Consider the following 17,654-nt stretch of genomic DNA (forward strand, 5'->3'; position numbering starts at 1 on the left):
AGACTTTTACAGTATACATGAATAAAAATGGCAAAAAAGACGAAATGGAAAATTAATAGCAAATGGATTAAGATTGGTAAAAATGTACCATCAATCTTTTACCCTTTTTTATGACGTTTACACCCTTTACCAGAAAAAAATTCCAAAAATTGAATTTCCAGTTCGAAAGTAGGAGCTTATGTTTACCCGGGTCTCCTCTTCAAGGTATAAAAACAGCCGCACAAAAAAAAAGCACCCGTCGTCTATTTGAATCGGGTGCTTTTTCGGGTTTCAATTTTCGGCCGTCCAACCACTCGGCATTTTCCTAAATAAAAAAGAGCTCCCCATTCCGGGAAACTCTCTTAAATGTAATGACCTGTGAGGGACTTGAACCCCCGACCCCTTCCCTGTCAAGGAAGTGCTCTCCCACTGAGCTAACAAGTCGCAGTATGTAAGTGCTGCTGACAAATTCTATTATATGGGGCGGCGTTTGCAAAGTCAATACTTTAATTATCAAAAAAAGTCATATATTTTTTCTCTTCCTTATAATACTTAATCCTGTCCTGAAGAGTTCCTGTATGAAACTCAAACTTGTGTCCGTCCGGATCTGTGAAGTAAATGGATTTCTTGTCTTTTTTATCTCTTGATCTTCCTGGCAAGACTGTAACCCTGTGCTGTATGAGTTTTTGATGGAGGCTGTCGAAGTCGGACTTGTCAATTGTAAAGGCAATGTGTGTATAGGATTCTTTAATTTCGTTTCTTGGTATGTCCTTTTCAAGATTAAGTGCCAGCCAGATTCCATTCAGGTCGAAATACGCTGTGGTTCTGCCCTTTACCAGCAGCTTTGCTTCAAGGACGGTCTCGTAGAATTCAATCGATCTGTCAAGGTCTGAAACGGAAAAAAGCAGGTGGTTGATGTCTTTGACCTTCATCAGCTATACCTCCCGGGGATTCAATTTTAAGAATATTTTACCATACTTATAGAATAGACACTGTTTTCTCACCAGAGTTCCGAATCGAACGCTTACATAACATTGAGCCACCCTAGATGTGCTCTTACATCACGTTTACACCATTTAGCTTCCTCTCACACTACCGAAAAGTATTCTTACATCACGTTTACAGCACTTAACTTCCACTTTCACTTCTGCAGAGTGTTCTTACATCACGTTTACAATACTTAGCTTCAAATTAAAAAAGGGCAGCAATCGCCGCCCTTTAAATTTTTTGTAATAGACATCGTTTACCTGCGCCATTGTTTTCTTATAATTAGAGCAATAAAACCGCCCCTGTTAGGTTATTTCTTTACGCCTCCCGAGCCACAGTCTGATCGCTGTCTTTCTTATAAATAAACTGCACAGCAAACAATCCTGCAAACATGATTAGACCGACTACATCTGAAATTCCCTCTGGATAGATTAATAGCAGGCCTGAAATAATAGCCAGTACTCGTTCAATCCAGTTCATAGGTCTCATCCAATAGCCAATAATCCCAGCACCAATTGCGATCATTCCCGTCACTGCTGTAAACACAACCCAAATGACTTCTGGAAGTGTCGTGTCAATTAGAAGCATTTCTGGTGAAAGAACAAAGATATACGGAATGATAAATGCTGCGATGGCAAGCTTGGATGATTGTATTCCTGTACGAATAGGTTCTCCTCCTGATACACCAGCAGCAGCAAATGCTGCAAGTGCCACCGGGGGTGTAATATCCGCAATGATTCCAAAATAGAAAACAAATAGATGGGCAGCTAAATCCGGATAGCCCATAAAAATGATAACAGGTGCTGCTATTGTTGATGTGATGACATAGTTTGCCGTTGTTGGCGATCCCATTCCCAAAATCAAGGATGCGATCATGGTGAAAATCAGCGTTGGAATAATGTAGCCTTGTGCCAGATCAATTAAGCCATTTGCCAATGTTAAACCTAGTCCTGTTTTGGTTACGATCCCTACAATGATACCCGCAGCTGCGGTTGCCGCCGCTACAGATAAAGCCGTTCTTGCCCCATCTACCAATGCTAAAATGATAGCTTTCGGGCCCATTCTTGTTTCTTTATTAATAAAACCTGCTACTATAGCAATTAAAATGGAATAAAGTGCTGCATGCATGACAGGAATACCTGTCATCAACAAGACGATAATCGCCAGAATCGGAAGCAGGAGGTAGATCTTCTTCGCCACTTCTTTACGATTAGGCATTTCATCTTCTGTTAATCCCCGTAAACCTAAACGTTTCGCTTCAAAATGGGTCATGATCCAGATTCCAGTAAAATAAAGGATTGCTGGAATGGCTGCAGCCTTTGCAATGTCCCAGTACGTGATGCCATTTCCAATAAATTCGACCATCAGGAAAGCAGCAGCTCCCATGATTGGCGGCATTAATTGTCCGCCAGTTGAAGATGCGGCTTCAACAGCTCCTGCAAATTCCTTTTTATATCCCAGTTTTTTCATCATTGGAATGGTAAATGCGCCTGATGTTACTACGTTCGCAACGGAGCTTCCGCTGATTGTGCCTTGAAGGGCGCTTGAAAAAATGGCAACTTTAGCCGGTCCGCCGACTCTTTTCCCGGCGATTACAGCTGACAGATCATTAAAATATTGACCTACACCAGTCTGGATCAAGAACGAGCCGAATAACAGAAACAAGAAAATAAAAGTTGCCGATACCCCAAGCGGCGTTCCTAAAATCCCTTCTGTTGTGAAAAACATGGTCTGAACCAATCGTTCAAGACTTAACCCTCCATGCTGAAGAAATCCCGGCATGTATTGTCCAAAAACCCCATAAGCCATAAAAAGAACAGCAATAATTGTAATAGGAAGCCCGACTGCTCTTCTTGTGGCTTCGAGAACGAGCAAAATCGCAATAATCCCTATTGCAAAGTCAGTTGTCGTTAAGATTCCAACACGCATGGCGATGTCTTCCATAAAGAGCGGCCAATAGGCACCGACGACAATACTGAGAAGAGCAAGCACAATATCATACCAGCCAACTTGCCATTTACCTGATTCTTTCTTTTTCTTATTTAAAGGGAATAATAGAAAAATAAGCGCCAGTGCAAATCCTAAATGGACGGAACGCTGAATTTGAGCAGTAAAAACGGAAAAAATAGCTGTGTATAATTGGAAAAGGGAAAATGACAGCAAACCCAGGAAAGCAATCCATCCCATAATTCCCGTGAGCTTTCTCGTTGCAGCTTCTGGATCGTATTTTTCGAGAATTTCCTGCTGTTCTTCAAGTGATAAAAATTTCACTTCTTCATCCTTCATTGATTTTCACTCCTCTCAAAAGCTGAAAAAGATTCATGGTTTCATAACTGACTCTGACCCATGTACCGGGTTTTATGTATTTTTTCAATTCATATTCTTTTCCTTTGTAAACCACTCTGTGATTGGCAACCACCTGTCCTGTGCTGAGGTCAAAAAAAGGAAATGTCCGATTCATATTTGAAATGATATAACGGCCATCCTTTATTTCAAAAATCTCTTCCCCCTCAGGTCCAGAGGGCATGCCTACTGCAAACGTCTCATATGAAAGCTCCATTTGTTTGATCTGTTTGTTCGAAAGCTCATATGTTTCAATCACATCTGTCAGATGAATGGAATGGGTATACTTTATTTGAAAAGTATCGCTTTCTTGAACAGAAATGTACGCCAACAGCCTGTTTGTGTCTTCAAAATGAAAAGCTGCGGTTTTCTTAAACGGGATAATAAAGATGAGAATGACTAAGATGAAAAGCATGAGAGCGTATAATCGCTTTTTCTTCATCCCTGTTTCCTCCAAAATCAAGCGATAGACCGCAGTTCCTCTGCGGCCTATCTCTCAAACCATTATTTCAGTACGCCTTTTTCTTTAAAGTATTTCTCGGCGCCAGGATGCAGTTTCAGATCGCCAATCCCGTCAAGAGCTGTTTTTGCTTTGATTAATTTGCCTTTAGCATGGGCAATTTTATCTGTGTTTTCAAAAATGGATTTTGTGATCTCGTAAACGAGCTCCTCATCAAGCTCATCCTGTACGACAAGCATCGCCTTGACAGCTACTGTGTTCACGTCTTCACCAATTTTGTACGTGCCGCTTGGTACAACATCCTCTGAATAGAAAGGATATTTTTCAATCAGCGCTTTTATTTTGTCATCCTCGAGCGGTACAACAATTACCTTGTTTTGAGCTGAAAGTGTTTCAACTGCAGCAGTTGGAGTTCCGGCCGTAACGAATGCTGCATCGATGCTGCCGCCCTGAATGCCTTCAGTAGACTCATCAAATGACAGATTCTGCGCCTGAACATCCTCTACCGTCAAGCCGTGTATTTCAAGAATTTGAACGGCGTTAAGATAAGCTCCAGATCCGATTGCTCCTACTGAAACTTTTTTCCCTTTTAAATCTTCAACAGATTTAATTCCGCTTTTATCTGTTGTAATCAGCTGAACTGTCTCATTATAAAGTGTTCCAATGCCGAGGACGCTGTCAATTTTGTTGTCTTTGAACATGCTTTCTCCTGTTAGAGCATAAGTGGCAATGTCCGTTTGAGAGAAAGCAATTTCAGCGTCTCCGCTTTTTAATGTCTGCATGTTTTCTACAGAAGCCCCTGAAGATTGAACCGTAGCTTTATAGTCTGTGCTGTCAGAGATAATATCACCGAAAGAACCGCCGAGAGGATAATATGTACCGCCTGTTCCCCCGGTCAGAATGCGGAGTGTTTTAGGTTTTGAATCTCCTGAACCCCCTGAACCGCTTGTTCCCTCACTGCCTCCGCAGGCGGCTGAAATCATGGCAATAGCAAGCATCATAACAACGAGCAAATATTTTTTCATGCCTTTCTCTCCCCCTCTAATTGTCATAAATTTGTAATATTACCATTTTTATATTAACATAGCAGGAAAGATAATTGTCAATTAATTCTTAAAATTTAAAAAAACACACCCTGTATTAAAAATACTTCTTTCCGGAGAGTCATATTGCTTTGTAATTCTTTTTTTATTTAGTATAATTATAAACTGATAATGATTATATTCATCAGAATAGTCACAATCATTAAAAGCAAGTATTTAAAAGACTTTTATCGGGAGGGAAAAACATGGAAACAAATAACAGCCAAGATCAAAAAAGCCATACAGCTGCAGGCCAGTGCCCATTCACTGGTGCTCAGGGAGGTCACGCAGACAGTGCAATCACGACTTCCAGAAAGCCTGGAGGTACAACAAATAAAGACTGGTGGCCGAACATGCTTAACCTTGGCATCCTTCGCCAGCATGATAAAAAATCTAATCCGTTCGGAGAGGATTTTAATTATAAAGAAGAGTTCTCAAAACTCGACTATGACGCTTTAAAGCAAGATCTTCATAATCTGATGACAGACAGCCAGGACTGGTGGCCTGCTGATTATGGTCACTACGGTCCGTTCTTCATCCGGATGTCCTGGCACGCAGCCGGTACGTACCGGACAGCTGACGGCCGCGGAGGCGGTGCTTTTGGTTCGCAGCGTTTCGCTCCTCTGAACAGTTGGCCTGATAACGTGAATCTGGATAAAGCCCGCCGCCTTCTGTGGCCGATCAAACAGAAGTACGGGAACAAAATTTCCTGGGCAGATTTGCTTGTACTAACCGGAAATGTTGCGCTTGAGTCAATGGGACTTAAAACCTTTGGATTTGGTGCCGGCCGTGAGGACATCTGGCATCCGGAAGAAGACGTATACTGGGGAAATGAAAAGGAATGGCTGGCTGACAACCGCTATTCAGGTGACCGGGAGCTTGAAAATCCTCTTGCAGCCGTTCAGATGGGACTTATCTATGTAAACCCTGAAGGCCCGAACGGAAAACCGGATCCTATGGGAAGTGCCCGTGACATTCGCGATACATTCTACCGCATGGGTATGAATGATGAAGAAACGGTTGCCTTGATTGCAGGCGGACATACATTCGGTAAAGCTCACGGCGCTGGCGATCCGTCACTTGTCGGGGATGATCCTGAAGCAGCAACACTGGAAACTCAGGGCTTCGGCTGGCTGAGCAAGCACGGTAAAGGGAAAGGCCGCGATACAATCTCAAGCGGAGTTGAGGGCGCCTGGACTGCTAACCCTACGAAATGGGACAACGGTTATTTCGAGCAGCTGTTAGGCTATGAGTGGAAGCTGACTAAGAGTCCGGCCGGCGCTTATCAGTGGGAGGCAGTGGATCTTCCTGAAAGTCACATGGCACCTGATGCGGAAGATGAATCCATCAAAGTGAAAACAATGATGACAACAGCTGATATGGCACTGCGCACAGATCCGGACTACGAGAAAATTTCACGCCGTTTTTATGAAAATCCGGAAGAATTTGAAGATGCATTTTCACGTGCATGGTTCAAGCTTCTTCACCGTGACATGGGGCCGAAAGTTCGCTACTGGGGTCCGGAAGTGCCGCAGGAAGATCTTATTTGGCAGGATCCAATTCCGGCAGCTGACTACACATTGTCTGACGCTGAAATTTTAGATTTAAAAGAAAAAATTTTAAACTCCGGTCTTTCCGTGAGTGAGCTTGTTAAAACAGCTTGGGCTTCTGCAAGCACGTACCGCGGTTCGGATATGCGCGGCGGTGCGAACGGTGCGCGTGTGCGCCTCGCTCCTCAAAAGGACTGGGAAGCAAATGAGCCTGCTGAACTGACAAGAGCTCTTGATGCGTATGAAAGCCTCCAAAGCCAGCTTGACAAAAAAGTCAGCCTTGCTGACCTGATCGTTCTTGGCGGAAGTGCGGCAATCGAAAAGGCAGCGAAGGATGCAGGCTTTGATGTAGTCGTACCATTTACACCAGGCCGCGGCGACGCAACAGCAGAACAAACAGACGTTGAAGGCTTTGAAGTGCTTGAGCCGGTATCGGATGGCTTCCGCAACTATCAGAAAGCGGAATACTCCATCAGCCCTGAAGAAATGCTTGTTGATAAAGCACAGCTTCTTGGACTGACTGCACCGGAAATGACGGTTCTTCTTGGCGGAATGCGTGTGCTTGGGACAAACCATGGCGGCACAAAGCATGGCGTGTTCACAGATCGCGCGGGTCAATTAACAAATGACTTTTTCGTTAATCTTTTAGACATGGGCATTGAATGGAAACCGGCCGGATTTAACCAATATGAAGGCCGTGACCGCAAAACAGGTGAAGTGGTGCGCACTGCCTCCCGCTTTGACCTTGTCTTTGGCTCCAACTCCATCCTCCGTGCACTTGCGGAAGTGTATGCACAAGATGACAACAAAGAGAAATTCGTGAATGACTTTGTTGCTGCATGGGTGAAGGTAATGGATGCTGATCGATTTGATGTAAACCAATAATCACATGTTCAAGCCCGGTGGATTTTATATCCGCCGGGCTATTTCTATTTTCGCGAAAAATATCGACTCTCCTACAAAAGTCTCATTTTTCCAATAAGTCCATTATTTAGAGGAAAGACGGGTATAACAACACTATCACAATTTAGGAGGCTGTATTGATGAAAGCTGTAACGTTTCAGGGTGCAAAGGAAATGGAAGTGAAGGAAGTTCCGGATGCGGTTCTTCAGAAAAATGATGATATCATTGTCCGCATTACATCAACTGCCATTTGCGGTTCGGATCTGCATATCTATCAGGGCGCACTCCCCGCTGAGAAAGATTATGTCGTTGGGCATGAGCCTATGGGGATTGTCGAAGAGGTCGGACCCGAAGTAACAAAGGTTAAAAAGGGAGACCGGGTCGTTATTCCTTTTAACATTTCCTGCGGAGAATGCTACTACTGTAAACACGAACTCGAAAGCCAGTGTGACAATTCCAATGGAAATCCTGAAATCGATACAGGCGGGTACTTTGGATTCACCGAACGTTATGGAAATCATCCCGGAGGTCAGGCTGAGTATTTGAGAGTTCCTTTCGGAAACTTTATGCCGTTTGTCATTCCTGAATCGGTTGAACTTGAGGATGAAGCTCTCCTGTTTATGTCTGATGTCCTTCCAACAGCCTACTGGAGTATTGAGAACGCCGGGGTAAAGGCTGACGATACCGTAGTTGTCCTCGGATGCGGTCCGGTCGGACTCATGGCGCAGAAGTTCGCCTGGATGAAAGGCGCCAAACGGGTTATCGCTGTAGATAATCTGCCGTACAGGCTTGAGAAAGCAAAACGAATGAACAATGTTGAAATACTTAATTTTGATGATTTTAAAGACACGGGTTCCCACATAAAAGAACTGACAAGCGGAGGCGCTGATGCTGTGATCGACTGTGTCGGAATGGACGGCAAAAAATCAGCTCTTGAGGAAATCGGCCAAAAGCTGAAGCTTCAGGGCGGAACGTTAAGTCCTTTTGAAATCGCCATGAACGCCGTCAGGAAGTTTGGAACCATTCAGCTTACCGGTGTATATGGTTCAAAATACAATATGTTCCCTCTGGGAAATATCTTTGAACGCAACATCAATTTAAAAATGGGACAAGCACCGGTCATTCATTACATGCCAATGCTTTTTGATATGATCGCATCAGGGAAGCTTGACCCGACCGAAATCGTTTCACATAAGGTGCCTTTAAGCAAAGCCAGTGAAGCTTACAAAATCTTTAATGATCATGAAGATGAATGTGTGAAGGTTGTATTGAAGCCTTAATAAAATAGTAAAAAGGGTGAATTTGAGCACGGTCAAATTCACCCTTTTTTATCGTAGATTCAGCTCCTGATGGATAAGTACCTTCAAGGAGGCTACTCCCGCTCTTGATGGTTCTAATCAAGCAGGTAAGTTCCCTCAAGCTAGCTGTTCCTGTTGCTTGAGGGTTCTAAACAAGCGGATAAGCTCCCTCAAGCATGTTCCCCCTGTCCCTTGATGGTTCTAAACAAGCGGATAAGTTCCTTCAAGCTGGCTTTTCCGTCCCTTGATGGTTCTAAACAAGCCGATAAGTCCCCCCAAGCAGGCTTTTCCGTCCCTTGATGGTTCTATTCAAGCAGACAAGTACCCTCAAGCTAGCTGCTCCTGTTGCTTGAGGGTTCTAAACAAGCGAATAAGTTCCCTTAAGCAGGCTTTTCCGTCCCTTGATGGTTCTAATCAAGCGGATAAGTTCCCTCAAGCTGGCTTTTCCGTCCCTTGATGGTTCTAATCAAGCGGATAAGTTCCCTCAAGCTGGCTCCCTCTGTCCCTTGATGGTTCTAAACAAGCTGATAAGTACCCTCAAGCTGGCTTTTTCCGTCCCTTAATGGTTCTAAACAAGCGAATAAGTTCCCTCAAGCAGACTCCCCCTGTACCTTGATGGTTCTAAACAAGCGGATAAGTTCCCTCAAGCAGGCTCCCCCTGTCCCTTGATGGTTCTATTCAAGCGGATAAGTTCCCTCAAGCAGGCTCCCCCTGTCCCTTGATGGTTCTAATCAAGCCCATAAGTACCCTCAAGCTAGCTACTCCTGTTGCTTGTTGGTTCTAATCAAGCCCATAAGTACCCTCAAGCATGCTCCCACTGTCCCTTGATGGTTCTAAACAAGCGGATAAGTTCCCTCAAGCATGCTCCCACTGTCCCTTGATGGTTCTAAACAAGCGGATAAGTTCCCTCAAGCAGGCTCCCCCTGTCCCTTGATGGTCCTAATCAAGCAGATAAGTTCCCACAAGCTAGCTGCTCCTGCCCCTTGATGGTTCTAAACAATCTTTACCTACATTTGTTTTTAATGCTGCTTCTTTTGAACAGGAGCAAAAGCATTTACCATCTGCTGCATGTCCCCTTCGGGAAGTTGCGGCACCTGATAATAGTGATGCTTGTTCTGATAAATCGAGATCTCATAGGCCATCTCAATACAGTTTGGAATGGTATCTGCCAGCACTCGCCTGACTGTCGGGTTGGTTACCTCCGTAGTTGCCATTCCTTTAAGGGATGCATTTGATTTCACCATGTTCAGCATCAGGCTTGAAATAACCTGATCCGTTATCTCACCCGGCATCCCGATTGGCTTCACTGGCGGAGTTTGTTTCAGGCCGTATACAAAATCATTTTTCTGTTTCATGTTGTAGACTTCTGTAGAGACAGAGGGTTTTACTCCTGTCTGAAAGCATTCTACAATCGTGTTATATTCCGTCATCATAAATTGCTCCTGTCTGTTCATCAGATCAAGCAGTTCAGGGTCTTTGACATGCGGTTTTAAAAGGACATAAAGATTTAAAGCATTGACCGCTCCCGACAAAATTTCTGATACATCGAACATTTCATGCCCGCCGTGATTTTGCTGCGGCGGAACCATGCCTGTCTGCATATTTTCGTTTGGATCTCCATTGATTTGCTGAGTCATGTTTTATCCTCCTTTTTTCACCTTTCTATTCTCTATCAGGAAACCGATTTTATTCGCTCATTCCATGATTCCTGCCTGGATCAGACGTACATCTGCATGCACGTTAAATTGCACTTTTTGACCAAGCTTTTTCCAGTCCTTGTATCCCTCCTGGCGGAACTGTTCTTTTATTCCAAGAGGGTCGACATCAAGCTCCTGAAGTTTTTTGAGCAGAGAAAGCATTTCCTCCTCGAGCATTTTTTCTGTTTTCTTTTCAAGTTTTTTTATGTTTGTCTGTTTTGTTAAATCAAGCCCTCCGGCTTCCATCACCCGCCCGTCCATTTTGACTGAGACTGACATCGTGTATCCCGTCATCTCTTTTCGCGGACGGAACGAAGCTTTTGAGGAGAGATTTTGAATGCTGACCGGGTTCTTTTTTTTCGAATCCACTTCGATAATGCCTTTATTCGTTTTTTCATAAAGGACTTTCATCATGTAGCTTTCCTGCAGATCCAGCTTGCCCGCAAGCTTATCCCCCTTTAATAGGGCAACACCCAGAACCTCGACTGCCTGGTTTTTATTTTCAATTAACGGAAGGAACGGATCGAAGCCATCTCCCCTGTATTGAAAAAGGAAATGATGCAGGTTCATGCTTGGGATTGTGCGGTCCATATTCTGCGAGACAATATCTGTCACATATCGAGACACAGATTCTTCCTGCTTAATATCTGAAGCAAGAATCTCAAAGGCCTTTCCTTCAGAAACACAAAGGCTGATATCTCTCCCGATATTCGGATCCCGCTGGAGGTTATCGACAATTGGCCCGATACCGTATTTCGCTATTTCCTGATCAAAAATAATGATGCCCACCCGTCCGACTTCTACCGGCCTTGTGGACTGAGCCTGGATTTTCTGCCTGATGCTTTTGCTTGTTTTCCCAACGGCGGTAAGCACAACATTTTCCGGCTCTGACTGAACTCCCGGCGGTGTATAGGTTGCGCCGTCTGTTACCTGGAATTCATCTTCTCCGATATAATCGTATCCGACCGCCTGAATAAGCTGCACGTCTTCGAGAACTTTTGAAGTAGGCACGCAGCCCCCCGTAATCAGCATGAGAGAAACAAGTACGGCCGCTTTAAATGCATTCAAATTTGCTTCCTCACTTTCATAATGATCATCTGCAGGATAAAAAGGAGCGGTATGTATCCGTATATCGTATAAAATCCAATTTCGGACATCTTATTATTCAGCCAGTCAATCTGACCCCTGTCTTTTAGAAAATAGCAGGAAACAAACACCGCCGCACTAATTATAATCAGGGCCGTTCTTTGTTTTACAGGCATTATGCGGTTCACCCCTCTGCTCGCGCTCCATAGTCCGATGCAGATATTCGGAAGAACAATAAAGAACCAAATGGAAATTCCAACGTATTCGAAACGTTCAATAACAGTCAGATCGACAATTTTCCAAAGGGTTAATGTAGCCCAAATCGTCGTTTTAAGCTGATCCTGATCAAAATAGGCGAACGAAACAAGTGCAGTGATTAAATAAATAAAAATGCTGAACAGTACACCATAATGTGCCCACTTCTGAGACTTTGGAGGATCTTTTAAAAAGGGATAGAACATAAACAGGACTTCAAATCCAAGGTAATTGAGTGTCATCGTTTTCGTGGCGCTCAAGAGTTCCTTAAACGATAAATCAATGACCGGCAGCAGGCTGCCCCAATAAGCTTCCCGAATAGGAAAATATTTTATAAACAGCAATGGAATTCCGTAAATGACACCGAGGAAGGCAATGCCTGTAACGATTCGAAAGCCTCCTGTCACGTAAGAGTAGGCTATTAAAATGATAATTCCGGCAAATACCCAGTGATAGACGTCCGGAAATACCCAGACTTGAATGACTTCGACATAAGTACGGATGAGCACAATGACAAACATCGTATAATAGACAACAAAATAGAGGCTGAACAGCCCGCCGATCCATTTACCGAAGAGGTCATGATGGATGGAGGTTATATCATTTTTTCCCCTGTTTAAAATCTGATAGGAAATCCAGATCAGAACGAGAATGGTCACGCCGGAAAGGATAATAGCCAGCCAGGAGCTGTGACCCGCTGACTTTGCAATGTACCGTTCAAAGCCTAATATCCCAACCCCCACTTGCATGGCATGAATTAAATAAAAGACAAAATAGTTCGAGACTTTTTTATCCTCGTTTGGCAGCGGAAACATCACAGCACCTCCTTATTCTTCAATGTCCGGCTTTCTTTCCTTGTGTTTTTTCGTTTCAAACCGCACAGGTGAAGCTGTTCTCATTTGCAGAGGCCTTTCAGTCTGCATATAAATCGGCAGCCTGAATAGGGAATCTTTCAGATCTTTCATTCTAAGCGGATAAACAGGTGCAAGATATGGACGTCCGAGGGAAGAAAGTTTTAATAGATGGCCAAGAAAATAGGCAAAGCAAAACGCGATTCCCATCAGACCGAACAGCTGTGCAGAAAAGATGAAAGGAAAACGGATCAAACGGATGACGTTGCCCATTTGATAAACGGGAGTGGTAAAGGAGGCAAGCGCTGCAAGGGCTACAATAATAAGCAGCACATTGCTCGTCAGGCCTGCCTGAACTGCTGCTGTACCGATAACAATCCCGCCTACGATACCGATGGTCTGGCCGATTTTCGTCGGCAGTCTTGCTCCCGCTTCTCTGAGCAGTTCAATGGTCAGTTCCAGGATAATCGCTTCCCAAATGGGAGGAAACGGCACGCCGCTTCTTGAAGCAACAAGCGGATTAAGCAGATTCTGCGGAATCATTTCATAATGATACGTCAGCACCCCGACGTACATAGCCGTCGATATGACAGAGAAAAACACGGCAAACAGCCGGACAAGCCTGAAGGCAGAAGCAATTGGATACGACAGGAAATAATCCTCAAATGCCGAGAAAAATTCAATCAGCGTTGTCGGACCGGTCAGTGCATGCGGGGAACCGTCAACCAAAATCGTAATTTTCCCCTCAGTAAGAACACCAGCGACACGGTCCGGCCTTTCCGTATCAATCATTTGCGGAAATACAGAATGATGGTTATCTGAAATAATCTGGGCAATAACCGAACTGTCCAGGACATTATCGTAGTCGATATCACTGATTCTCTGGATAATGGTCTGAACATTTGTATCATCCGCAATATCTTTTATGTAAAGAACAGCCACTCTTGTTTTTGAGAGTCTGCCCACCTTAATTTCTTCTGCAATTAATTCGGGAATCGGAAGCCGTTTTCGAATCAGATTCAGATTGGCATCAAGCGATTCTACAAACGCTTCTTTCGGACCGACAACACTGTACTCCACTTCAGGCAGACTGACTGCCCTTTTCTCAACTGTGATTGCAGGGATCAAAAGCAGTTCATTCCTATTTGATATACACTGTATCCCAATGTTGCCCGCCAGAAGTTTTCCTTGAGCTTTTTCAGCATCGTTAATAATCTCTGAATCATCAATTGGAACGGTTTTTTGCAGATCAAACAGCGTTGCGCCTTTTTCCCCTTCGATAATATGAGGAAGAACGTGATCATGCAGCACTTTCGCGTCAACAAGCGTCTTATAGTAATGAATATAATAAGGACATTCCTCTGAATAGCGGTACGAGGTGAAATCTGAAGAAAGCTTGCATTTCTTCAGCAGGCCTTCCATGCTGCTGTCCTGATTTTGGTCAGACGACGAACTCTGCGGCGGCTTCTTCTTAAAAAAAGTGAACATGACCAGACCTCCTCTCCATTTTTTCAGGAACATAAAAAAACAAGACATTCTTAAGGTGCCTTGTTTTTTGTAAAATATGAGATGGTTGAGGTCAGATTTATCCTTGATCTAGCAGTTTGACCGTCAGCGCTGCATTCAGAATCTGGACGGCAGGTGTTACGTATTCTACGTTTGGAGAGCTGACATCAAGCGTTCTGACAGTAATTTCATCATCGCCTGATAGTTCCAAGTGGACTGTTTTTCCGATTGTCGTCTGGATTGTGTCTGTCGCCATAAGTGAAAACCTGGACAAGTCAATCAATGTATTATTTCTAAAGATGGCAAAATTGGCAATGACCGGATTTGTCATGATATCTGCCAAAAAAATAATTTCGTAAACACCGGATTTTTTTATTCTCAGGCAATTATCAGCAAGGATTCCACTTACATGGCGAAGCGGTCCTGCAACTGTGAAATTAACTGGTTCTCCATCCAAGGCAAAACTGCCAAGTTCAAAATTGTATAGAGATCCATAGGCAATGGAAATCTTCTGTTTTTTACAGCATTTTTTGTACTTTCTCTTATATTTGTGCTTGTATTTTTCCTTAAAGTATTTCTTATAATTTTTTTCACAGGAAACATGTTTTGACACGGCTTCGAGAGATTCTTCCACAGCCTCTCCTATCACGCCCGCCAGGCTTTCGGTAAAGTCCATTACTGCTGACTCGCCTGCAAAACTGTCCGAAAAATCACTTTCTGCTGACTCGCCTGCCAAACTGTACGAAAAATCACCTTCTTCAAGTTCTCCGGCAAGTGAATCGGTTTCACTTTCGTCCAGAAAAATCACTTTTACCTTGACCTTTTTGTCTTTTGTATTCTTTTTAGACACCTAAATCACTCCCTTACAGTAACCTATTCCGCTTTAGAGAGATTTGCCTGTGCCTTTATAATATTTTCCGGGAAACATAAAGGATTTTATCCAAATAAAAAAGGAGATTACTCTCCCTTTTTCTAACGCCCAAAGCTCATATGCTCATATCGGCCGCGGATCATTTCATAAATGCCGTAAAGCATCAGTCCTGCGGCAGCAAGGCCCAGCATCCACCCGCCGTAAGGTTTAGAGGCAAGCTCAGCTAAGGCGCCGTCAATTCCTTTAGATTGCTCCGGGTTTGCTGTAATGGCCGTTTGAATAAAGAAATACCCGATCATCGCAAGCACGATTCCCCTTGCAATTAAGCCTGACTTTCCAGACTTTCTTGCAACCTTGCGTTCATGTTCATTCATTTCGCTTACTCTGAATTTGTTCATGAATCGTTCAGTATAGCCGTTATAGAGTTCATAAAGTCCATATCCGATAATGATTGCGCCAACCAGTCCAATGATCCATTGGCCAAAGGGCTGCTGGAGCAGCTTGGCTGAAATTGTTTTTTCAGACCCGCCTCCGCCTGAACTTGCGTGCATAGCAATCGATATTGCTTTATAAGCGATGGCTCCATAGACGACTGCACTTACTGCATAGCCTGTTCTAACGAGTATGCCTTTTGTCTTCTTTCCTTTTCTTTCAGGATCAAGAAAAGCTTTTATGAGTTCCCATAAAACATAACCAATAAGTCCGATGCCGATCACCCACAGCAATATCTCCCCGAATGGCTTTCCTGCCACGGTTTCAAACATCCCGCTCGTTCCGGTCATCTTCCCTCCCAGTCCAAGAGCAGCAAGCAGCGCAAGAACGCCGATTAAAAAATAGACAAGTCCTTTTGCCATATAGCCAAACCGTCCGAACCGCCTGATCCAGGGCTTTGTTTCTTCTCCTGCATCATTCGCCTTTGCCTTGGCTTCCGCCTTTGCAGAATACTCCATATTTATCTCTCCCTCACGTCAGTCATTGTTATCTGACTATACATTTCCCATTGGCAGGCGAAAAGAAACCTGCTGGAAAAAGATACATAACAGCGTTCACTCCATCTGTACAAAATGTCTTGTTTCCGCGTATACTGATAGAAATAATAGCAGGAGTGTGAATGCCATGAGTTTGTCAAAAGCAAAAAAACAGCGCCTGAAAATGACGCGCGAAGGAAAACGGAATCCCGAAAGCAGCAGAAGTCCATTTGCTCTGCAGGATTTGAGCACGAAACGGACGAAAACGAAAAAAGAACAGCTTTATAGAGAAAAACATAAGAACCATTCCCGGGACGGCGGAAAAGATGGTTCTTTTTATTTTGCCTCATAGCGTCCTCTTACGTAGTAATTTGTTATCGCTAAGTACTCTCTTGAAAAAGATTTCAAAACGGCGACACCCGGAGTTTTTGCCGGCAGCCCCTCCACATCAAGGCCAAGCTGTTCTGCTGCAAGCAATGAGCGGTAAATATGAAAGTCATTTGTGGCAATCAGTCCCTGTTTTGCGTTTTTTGGCAGTACTTTCTTTGAATATGAAAGGTTCTCAATTGTGCTTGTTGACGCCGATTCCTTTATAATTCTCTTTTCATCAATACCATGCCCGCTCAATATCCTGCTGATTGCCTCAGCTTCCGTAATCTCTTCCCCCGGCCCCTGTCCGCCCGATGCGACGGCAATTGTCCCGGGATTTCTCTTCATATACTCTGCTGCTGCATCAGCCCGGTACTGCAGTGCGAGAGAAGGCACCGTTCCATTGACTTTTGCACCGAGAATAATGATGTAATCCGCTCCATCTTCCGGCTGCCCGGAGGCTGCTGTCTGAATGCTGTAATGGAGAAATCCTGTATAGATTAAGCCTGAAAGAAGCAAGCCGGCCAAACTGTATTTGATTAATTTTTTCATTACGACCATCCGTTTCTCTTGTGTAATCTACCTTCACTATACATGATAAATTTTGGAAAAAGGTAAAGATTTTCTAAAGAAAACACAAAAAAGCATCCATGATGAAATGGATGCTCTTCAAAACTATTGACTGACTTCTGCCGATTCTTCTTTTTTCTCTTTTGACAAAAACCAGCCCGCTGCTGCAATTCCAACGAGTACAACATAGAATGTGATTTTCCACTCGGGGGATTTTGCAAATCCTTCAGGCAGCACAGCGAGTTCAGGATGCGACAGGGTGTAGATGGAAAGCTTTACTCCAACCCACCCGACAATTCCGAAGGCTGCAATTTCAAGACCCGGACGTTTATGAAGCAAGTCGACAAAGTAGTTTGCCGCAAATCTCATAATCACAAGCCCGATAATGCCCCCTGCGAAAATGACGAGGAATTTTCCGCCGTCAAGACCGCCGATTGGCGGCAGGCTGGTGTTTGGAAGCGTGACAGCGAGAGCCACAGCAGCCAAAATGGAATCTACAGCAAATGCGATATCTGCAAGCTCGATCTTCAGTACAGTTGCCCAGAATCCTGATTTTTTCTTATCCGGCTTCTCTTCTTCTTCTTTCTTTTTAAACACAAGTTTTCTTAAGATATGGTTCGCTGCAATGAACAGCAAGTAGAGAGCCCCGATCGCCTGAACCTGCCAGACATCCACCAGGAAGGAGATTGCAAACAAGGAGCCAAACCTGAAAACAAAGGCACCTGCAAGACCATAAAATAAAGCTTTCTTCCGCTGATCCTCCGGCAGGTGTTTGACCATAATGGCAAGCACAAGCGCGTTATCTGCGGCAAGCAGTCCTTCAATCGCAATCAAAAGCAGCAATACCCATCCATATTCCATCAGCATTGTTAGTTCCAT

At 44.0% G+C, this 17,654-nt stretch carries 15 protein-coding genes and 1 tRNA gene; 3 read left to right on the forward strand and 13 right to left on the reverse strand.

The genetic code is table 11. The annotated features are described in order from the left end of the window. Nucleotides 1-351: 351 nt before the first annotated feature. From MHB63_02705 to MHB63_02725, 5 genes are all read right to left on the reverse strand, one after another. Nucleotides 352-423 (reverse strand) — tRNA-Val (locus MHB63_02705). Between the two features lie 62 nt (nucleotides 424-485). Then, nucleotides 486-911: a metallothiol transferase FosB gene (fosB, locus tag MHB63_02710; protein MEK3805497.1), complete on the reverse strand. Its 426-nt coding sequence runs from the start codon at nucleotides 909-911 to the stop codon at nucleotides 486-488. 373 nt (nucleotides 912-1,284) lie between these two features. Continuing rightward, nucleotides 1,285-3,252 carry a TRAP transporter permease gene (locus tag MHB63_02715; protein MEK3805498.1) on the reverse strand — a complete coding sequence of 656 codons (1,968 nt, stop codon included), beginning with the start codon at nucleotides 3,250-3,252 and terminating at the stop codon, nucleotides 1,285-1,287. Further along, nucleotides 3,242-3,751: a DUF1850 domain-containing protein gene (locus MHB63_02720; GenBank protein MEK3805499.1), complete on the reverse strand. Its 510-nt coding sequence runs from the start codon at nucleotides 3,749-3,751 to the stop codon at nucleotides 3,242-3,244. Before MHB63_02720 ends, MHB63_02715 begins: the two co-directional genes overlap by 11 nt. A 62-nt stretch (nucleotides 3,752-3,813) precedes the next feature. Further along, complete coding sequence (locus MHB63_02725) at nucleotides 3,814-4,794, reverse strand: TAXI family TRAP transporter solute-binding subunit (GenBank protein MEK3805500.1); 981 nt, start codon at nucleotides 4,792-4,794, stop codon at nucleotides 3,814-3,816. A gap of 263 nt (nucleotides 4,795-5,057) precedes the next feature. Here MHB63_02725 and katG point away from each other — a divergent pair, with 263 nt between their 5' ends. Together katG and MHB63_02735 are read left to right on the forward strand one after the other, a co-directional pair. Further along, nucleotides 5,058-7,286: a catalase/peroxidase HPI gene (gene katG, locus MHB63_02730; GenBank protein MEK3805501.1), complete on the forward strand. Its 2,229-nt coding sequence runs from the start codon at nucleotides 5,058-5,060 to the stop codon at nucleotides 7,284-7,286. A gap of 158 nt (nucleotides 7,287-7,444) precedes the next feature. Then, nucleotides 7,445-8,584, forward strand: a complete 1,140-nt coding sequence (locus tag MHB63_02735) for a zinc-dependent alcohol dehydrogenase (GenBank protein MEK3805502.1) — start codon at nucleotides 7,445-7,447, stop codon at nucleotides 8,582-8,584. 1,037 nt (nucleotides 8,585-9,621) lie between these two features. Here MHB63_02735 and MHB63_02740 read toward each other — a convergent pair. The 6 genes from MHB63_02740 to MHB63_02765 form a co-directional block, all read right to left on the reverse strand. Continuing rightward, nucleotides 9,622-10,239, reverse strand: coding sequence for a spore coat protein (locus MHB63_02740; protein MEK3805503.1), 618 nt, complete (start codon nucleotides 10,237-10,239; stop codon nucleotides 9,622-9,624). A 57-nt stretch (nucleotides 10,240-10,296) separates the two neighbouring features. Next, nucleotides 10,297-11,367, reverse strand: a complete 1,071-nt coding sequence (locus MHB63_02745) for a Ger(x)C family spore germination protein (protein ID MEK3805504.1) — start codon at nucleotides 11,365-11,367, stop codon at nucleotides 10,297-10,299. Further along, nucleotides 11,364-12,455, reverse strand: a complete 1,092-nt coding sequence (locus MHB63_02750; GenBank protein ID MEK3805505.1) for a GerAB/ArcD/ProY family transporter — start codon at nucleotides 12,453-12,455, stop codon at nucleotides 11,364-11,366. Before MHB63_02750 ends, MHB63_02745 begins: the two co-directional genes overlap by 4 nt. Nucleotides 12,456-12,467: 12 nt before the next feature. Next, a complete protein-coding gene (locus MHB63_02755; protein MEK3805506.1) occupies nucleotides 12,468-13,979 on the reverse strand; it encodes a spore germination protein in 1,512 nt (503 codons plus the stop codon). Nucleotides 13,980-14,076: 97 nt separating this feature from the next. Next, nucleotides 14,077-14,847, reverse strand: a complete 771-nt coding sequence (locus MHB63_02760) for a hypothetical protein (protein MEK3805507.1) — start codon at nucleotides 14,845-14,847, stop codon at nucleotides 14,077-14,079. A 122-nt stretch (nucleotides 14,848-14,969) separates the two neighbouring features. Continuing rightward, nucleotides 14,970-15,818, reverse strand: a complete 849-nt coding sequence (locus MHB63_02765; protein ID MEK3805508.1) for a DUF1206 domain-containing protein — start codon at nucleotides 15,816-15,818, stop codon at nucleotides 14,970-14,972. Nucleotides 15,819-15,984: 166 nt separating this feature from the next. Between MHB63_02765 and MHB63_02770 the strand changes: the two genes are divergently transcribed. After that, nucleotides 15,985-16,188, forward strand: a complete 204-nt coding sequence (locus tag MHB63_02770) for a hypothetical protein (GenBank protein MEK3805509.1) — start codon at nucleotides 15,985-15,987, stop codon at nucleotides 16,186-16,188. Here the strand turns inward: MHB63_02770 and MHB63_02775 are convergent. Together MHB63_02775 and MHB63_02780 are read right to left on the reverse strand one after the other, a co-directional pair. After that, entirely contained in the window at nucleotides 16,173-16,766 is a 594-nt protein-coding gene (locus MHB63_02775; GenBank protein ID MEK3805510.1) for a YdcF family protein, read from the reverse strand. The two genes, MHB63_02770 and MHB63_02775, sit on opposite strands and share 16 nt — an antisense overlap. 114 nt (nucleotides 16,767-16,880) lie before the next feature. Beyond that, on the reverse strand, nucleotides 16,881-17,654 hold the full coding sequence (locus tag MHB63_02780; protein ID MEK3805511.1) for a TerC family protein: 774 nt from the start codon (nucleotides 17,652-17,654) through the stop codon (nucleotides 16,881-16,883).

The organism is Bacillus sp. FSL H8-0547, assembly GCA_038002745.1.
Lineage (GTDB): Bacteria > Bacillota > Bacilli > Bacillales > Bacillaceae > Bacillus_P.

What these genes read in the sequence shown, in the direction of transcription:
- MHB63_02780 (MEK3805511.1), bottom strand. Translation starts at nt 17,654, where the DNA reads ATGGAACTAACAATGCTGATGGAATATGGATGGGTATTGCTGCTTTTG.
- MHB63_02715 (MEK3805498.1), bottom strand. Translation starts at nt 3,252, where the DNA reads ATGAAGGATGAAGAAGTGAAATTTTTATCACTTGAAGAACAGCAGGAA.
- MHB63_02750 (MEK3805505.1), bottom strand. Translation starts at nt 12,455, where the DNA reads ATGTTTCCGCTGCCAAACGAGGATAAAAAAGTCTCGAACTATTTTGTC.
- MHB63_02765 (MEK3805508.1), bottom strand. Translation starts at nt 15,818, where the DNA reads ATGGAGTATTCTGCAAAGGCGGAAGCCAAGGCAAAGGCGAATGATGCA.
- MHB63_02735 (MEK3805502.1), top strand. Translation starts at nt 7,445, where the DNA reads ATGAAAGCTGTAACGTTTCAGGGTGCAAAGGAAATGGAAGTGAAGGAA.
- MHB63_02720 (MEK3805499.1), bottom strand. Translation starts at nt 3,751, where the DNA reads ATGAAGAAAAAGCGATTATACGCTCTCATGCTTTTCATCTTAGTCATT.
- MHB63_02770 (MEK3805509.1), top strand. Translation starts at nt 15,985, where the DNA reads ATGAGTTTGTCAAAAGCAAAAAAACAGCGCCTGAAAATGACGCGCGAA.
- MHB63_02740 (MEK3805503.1), bottom strand. Translation starts at nt 10,239, where the DNA reads ATGACTCAGCAAATCAATGGAGATCCAAACGAAAATATGCAGACAGGC.
- MHB63_02725 (MEK3805500.1), bottom strand. Translation starts at nt 4,794, where the DNA reads ATGAAAAAATATTTGCTCGTTGTTATGATGCTTGCTATTGCCATGATT.
- MHB63_02775 (MEK3805510.1), bottom strand. Translation starts at nt 16,766, where the DNA reads ATGGTCGTAATGAAAAAATTAATCAAATACAGTTTGGCCGGCTTGCTT.
- fosB (MEK3805497.1), bottom strand. Translation starts at nt 911, where the DNA reads ATGAAGGTCAAAGACATCAACCACCTGCTTTTTTCCGTTTCAGACCTT.
- MHB63_02755 (MEK3805506.1), bottom strand. Translation starts at nt 13,979, where the DNA reads ATGTTCACTTTTTTTAAGAAGAAGCCGCCGCAGAGTTCGTCGTCTGAC.
- katG (MEK3805501.1), top strand. Translation starts at nt 5,058, where the DNA reads ATGGAAACAAATAACAGCCAAGATCAAAAAAGCCATACAGCTGCAGGC.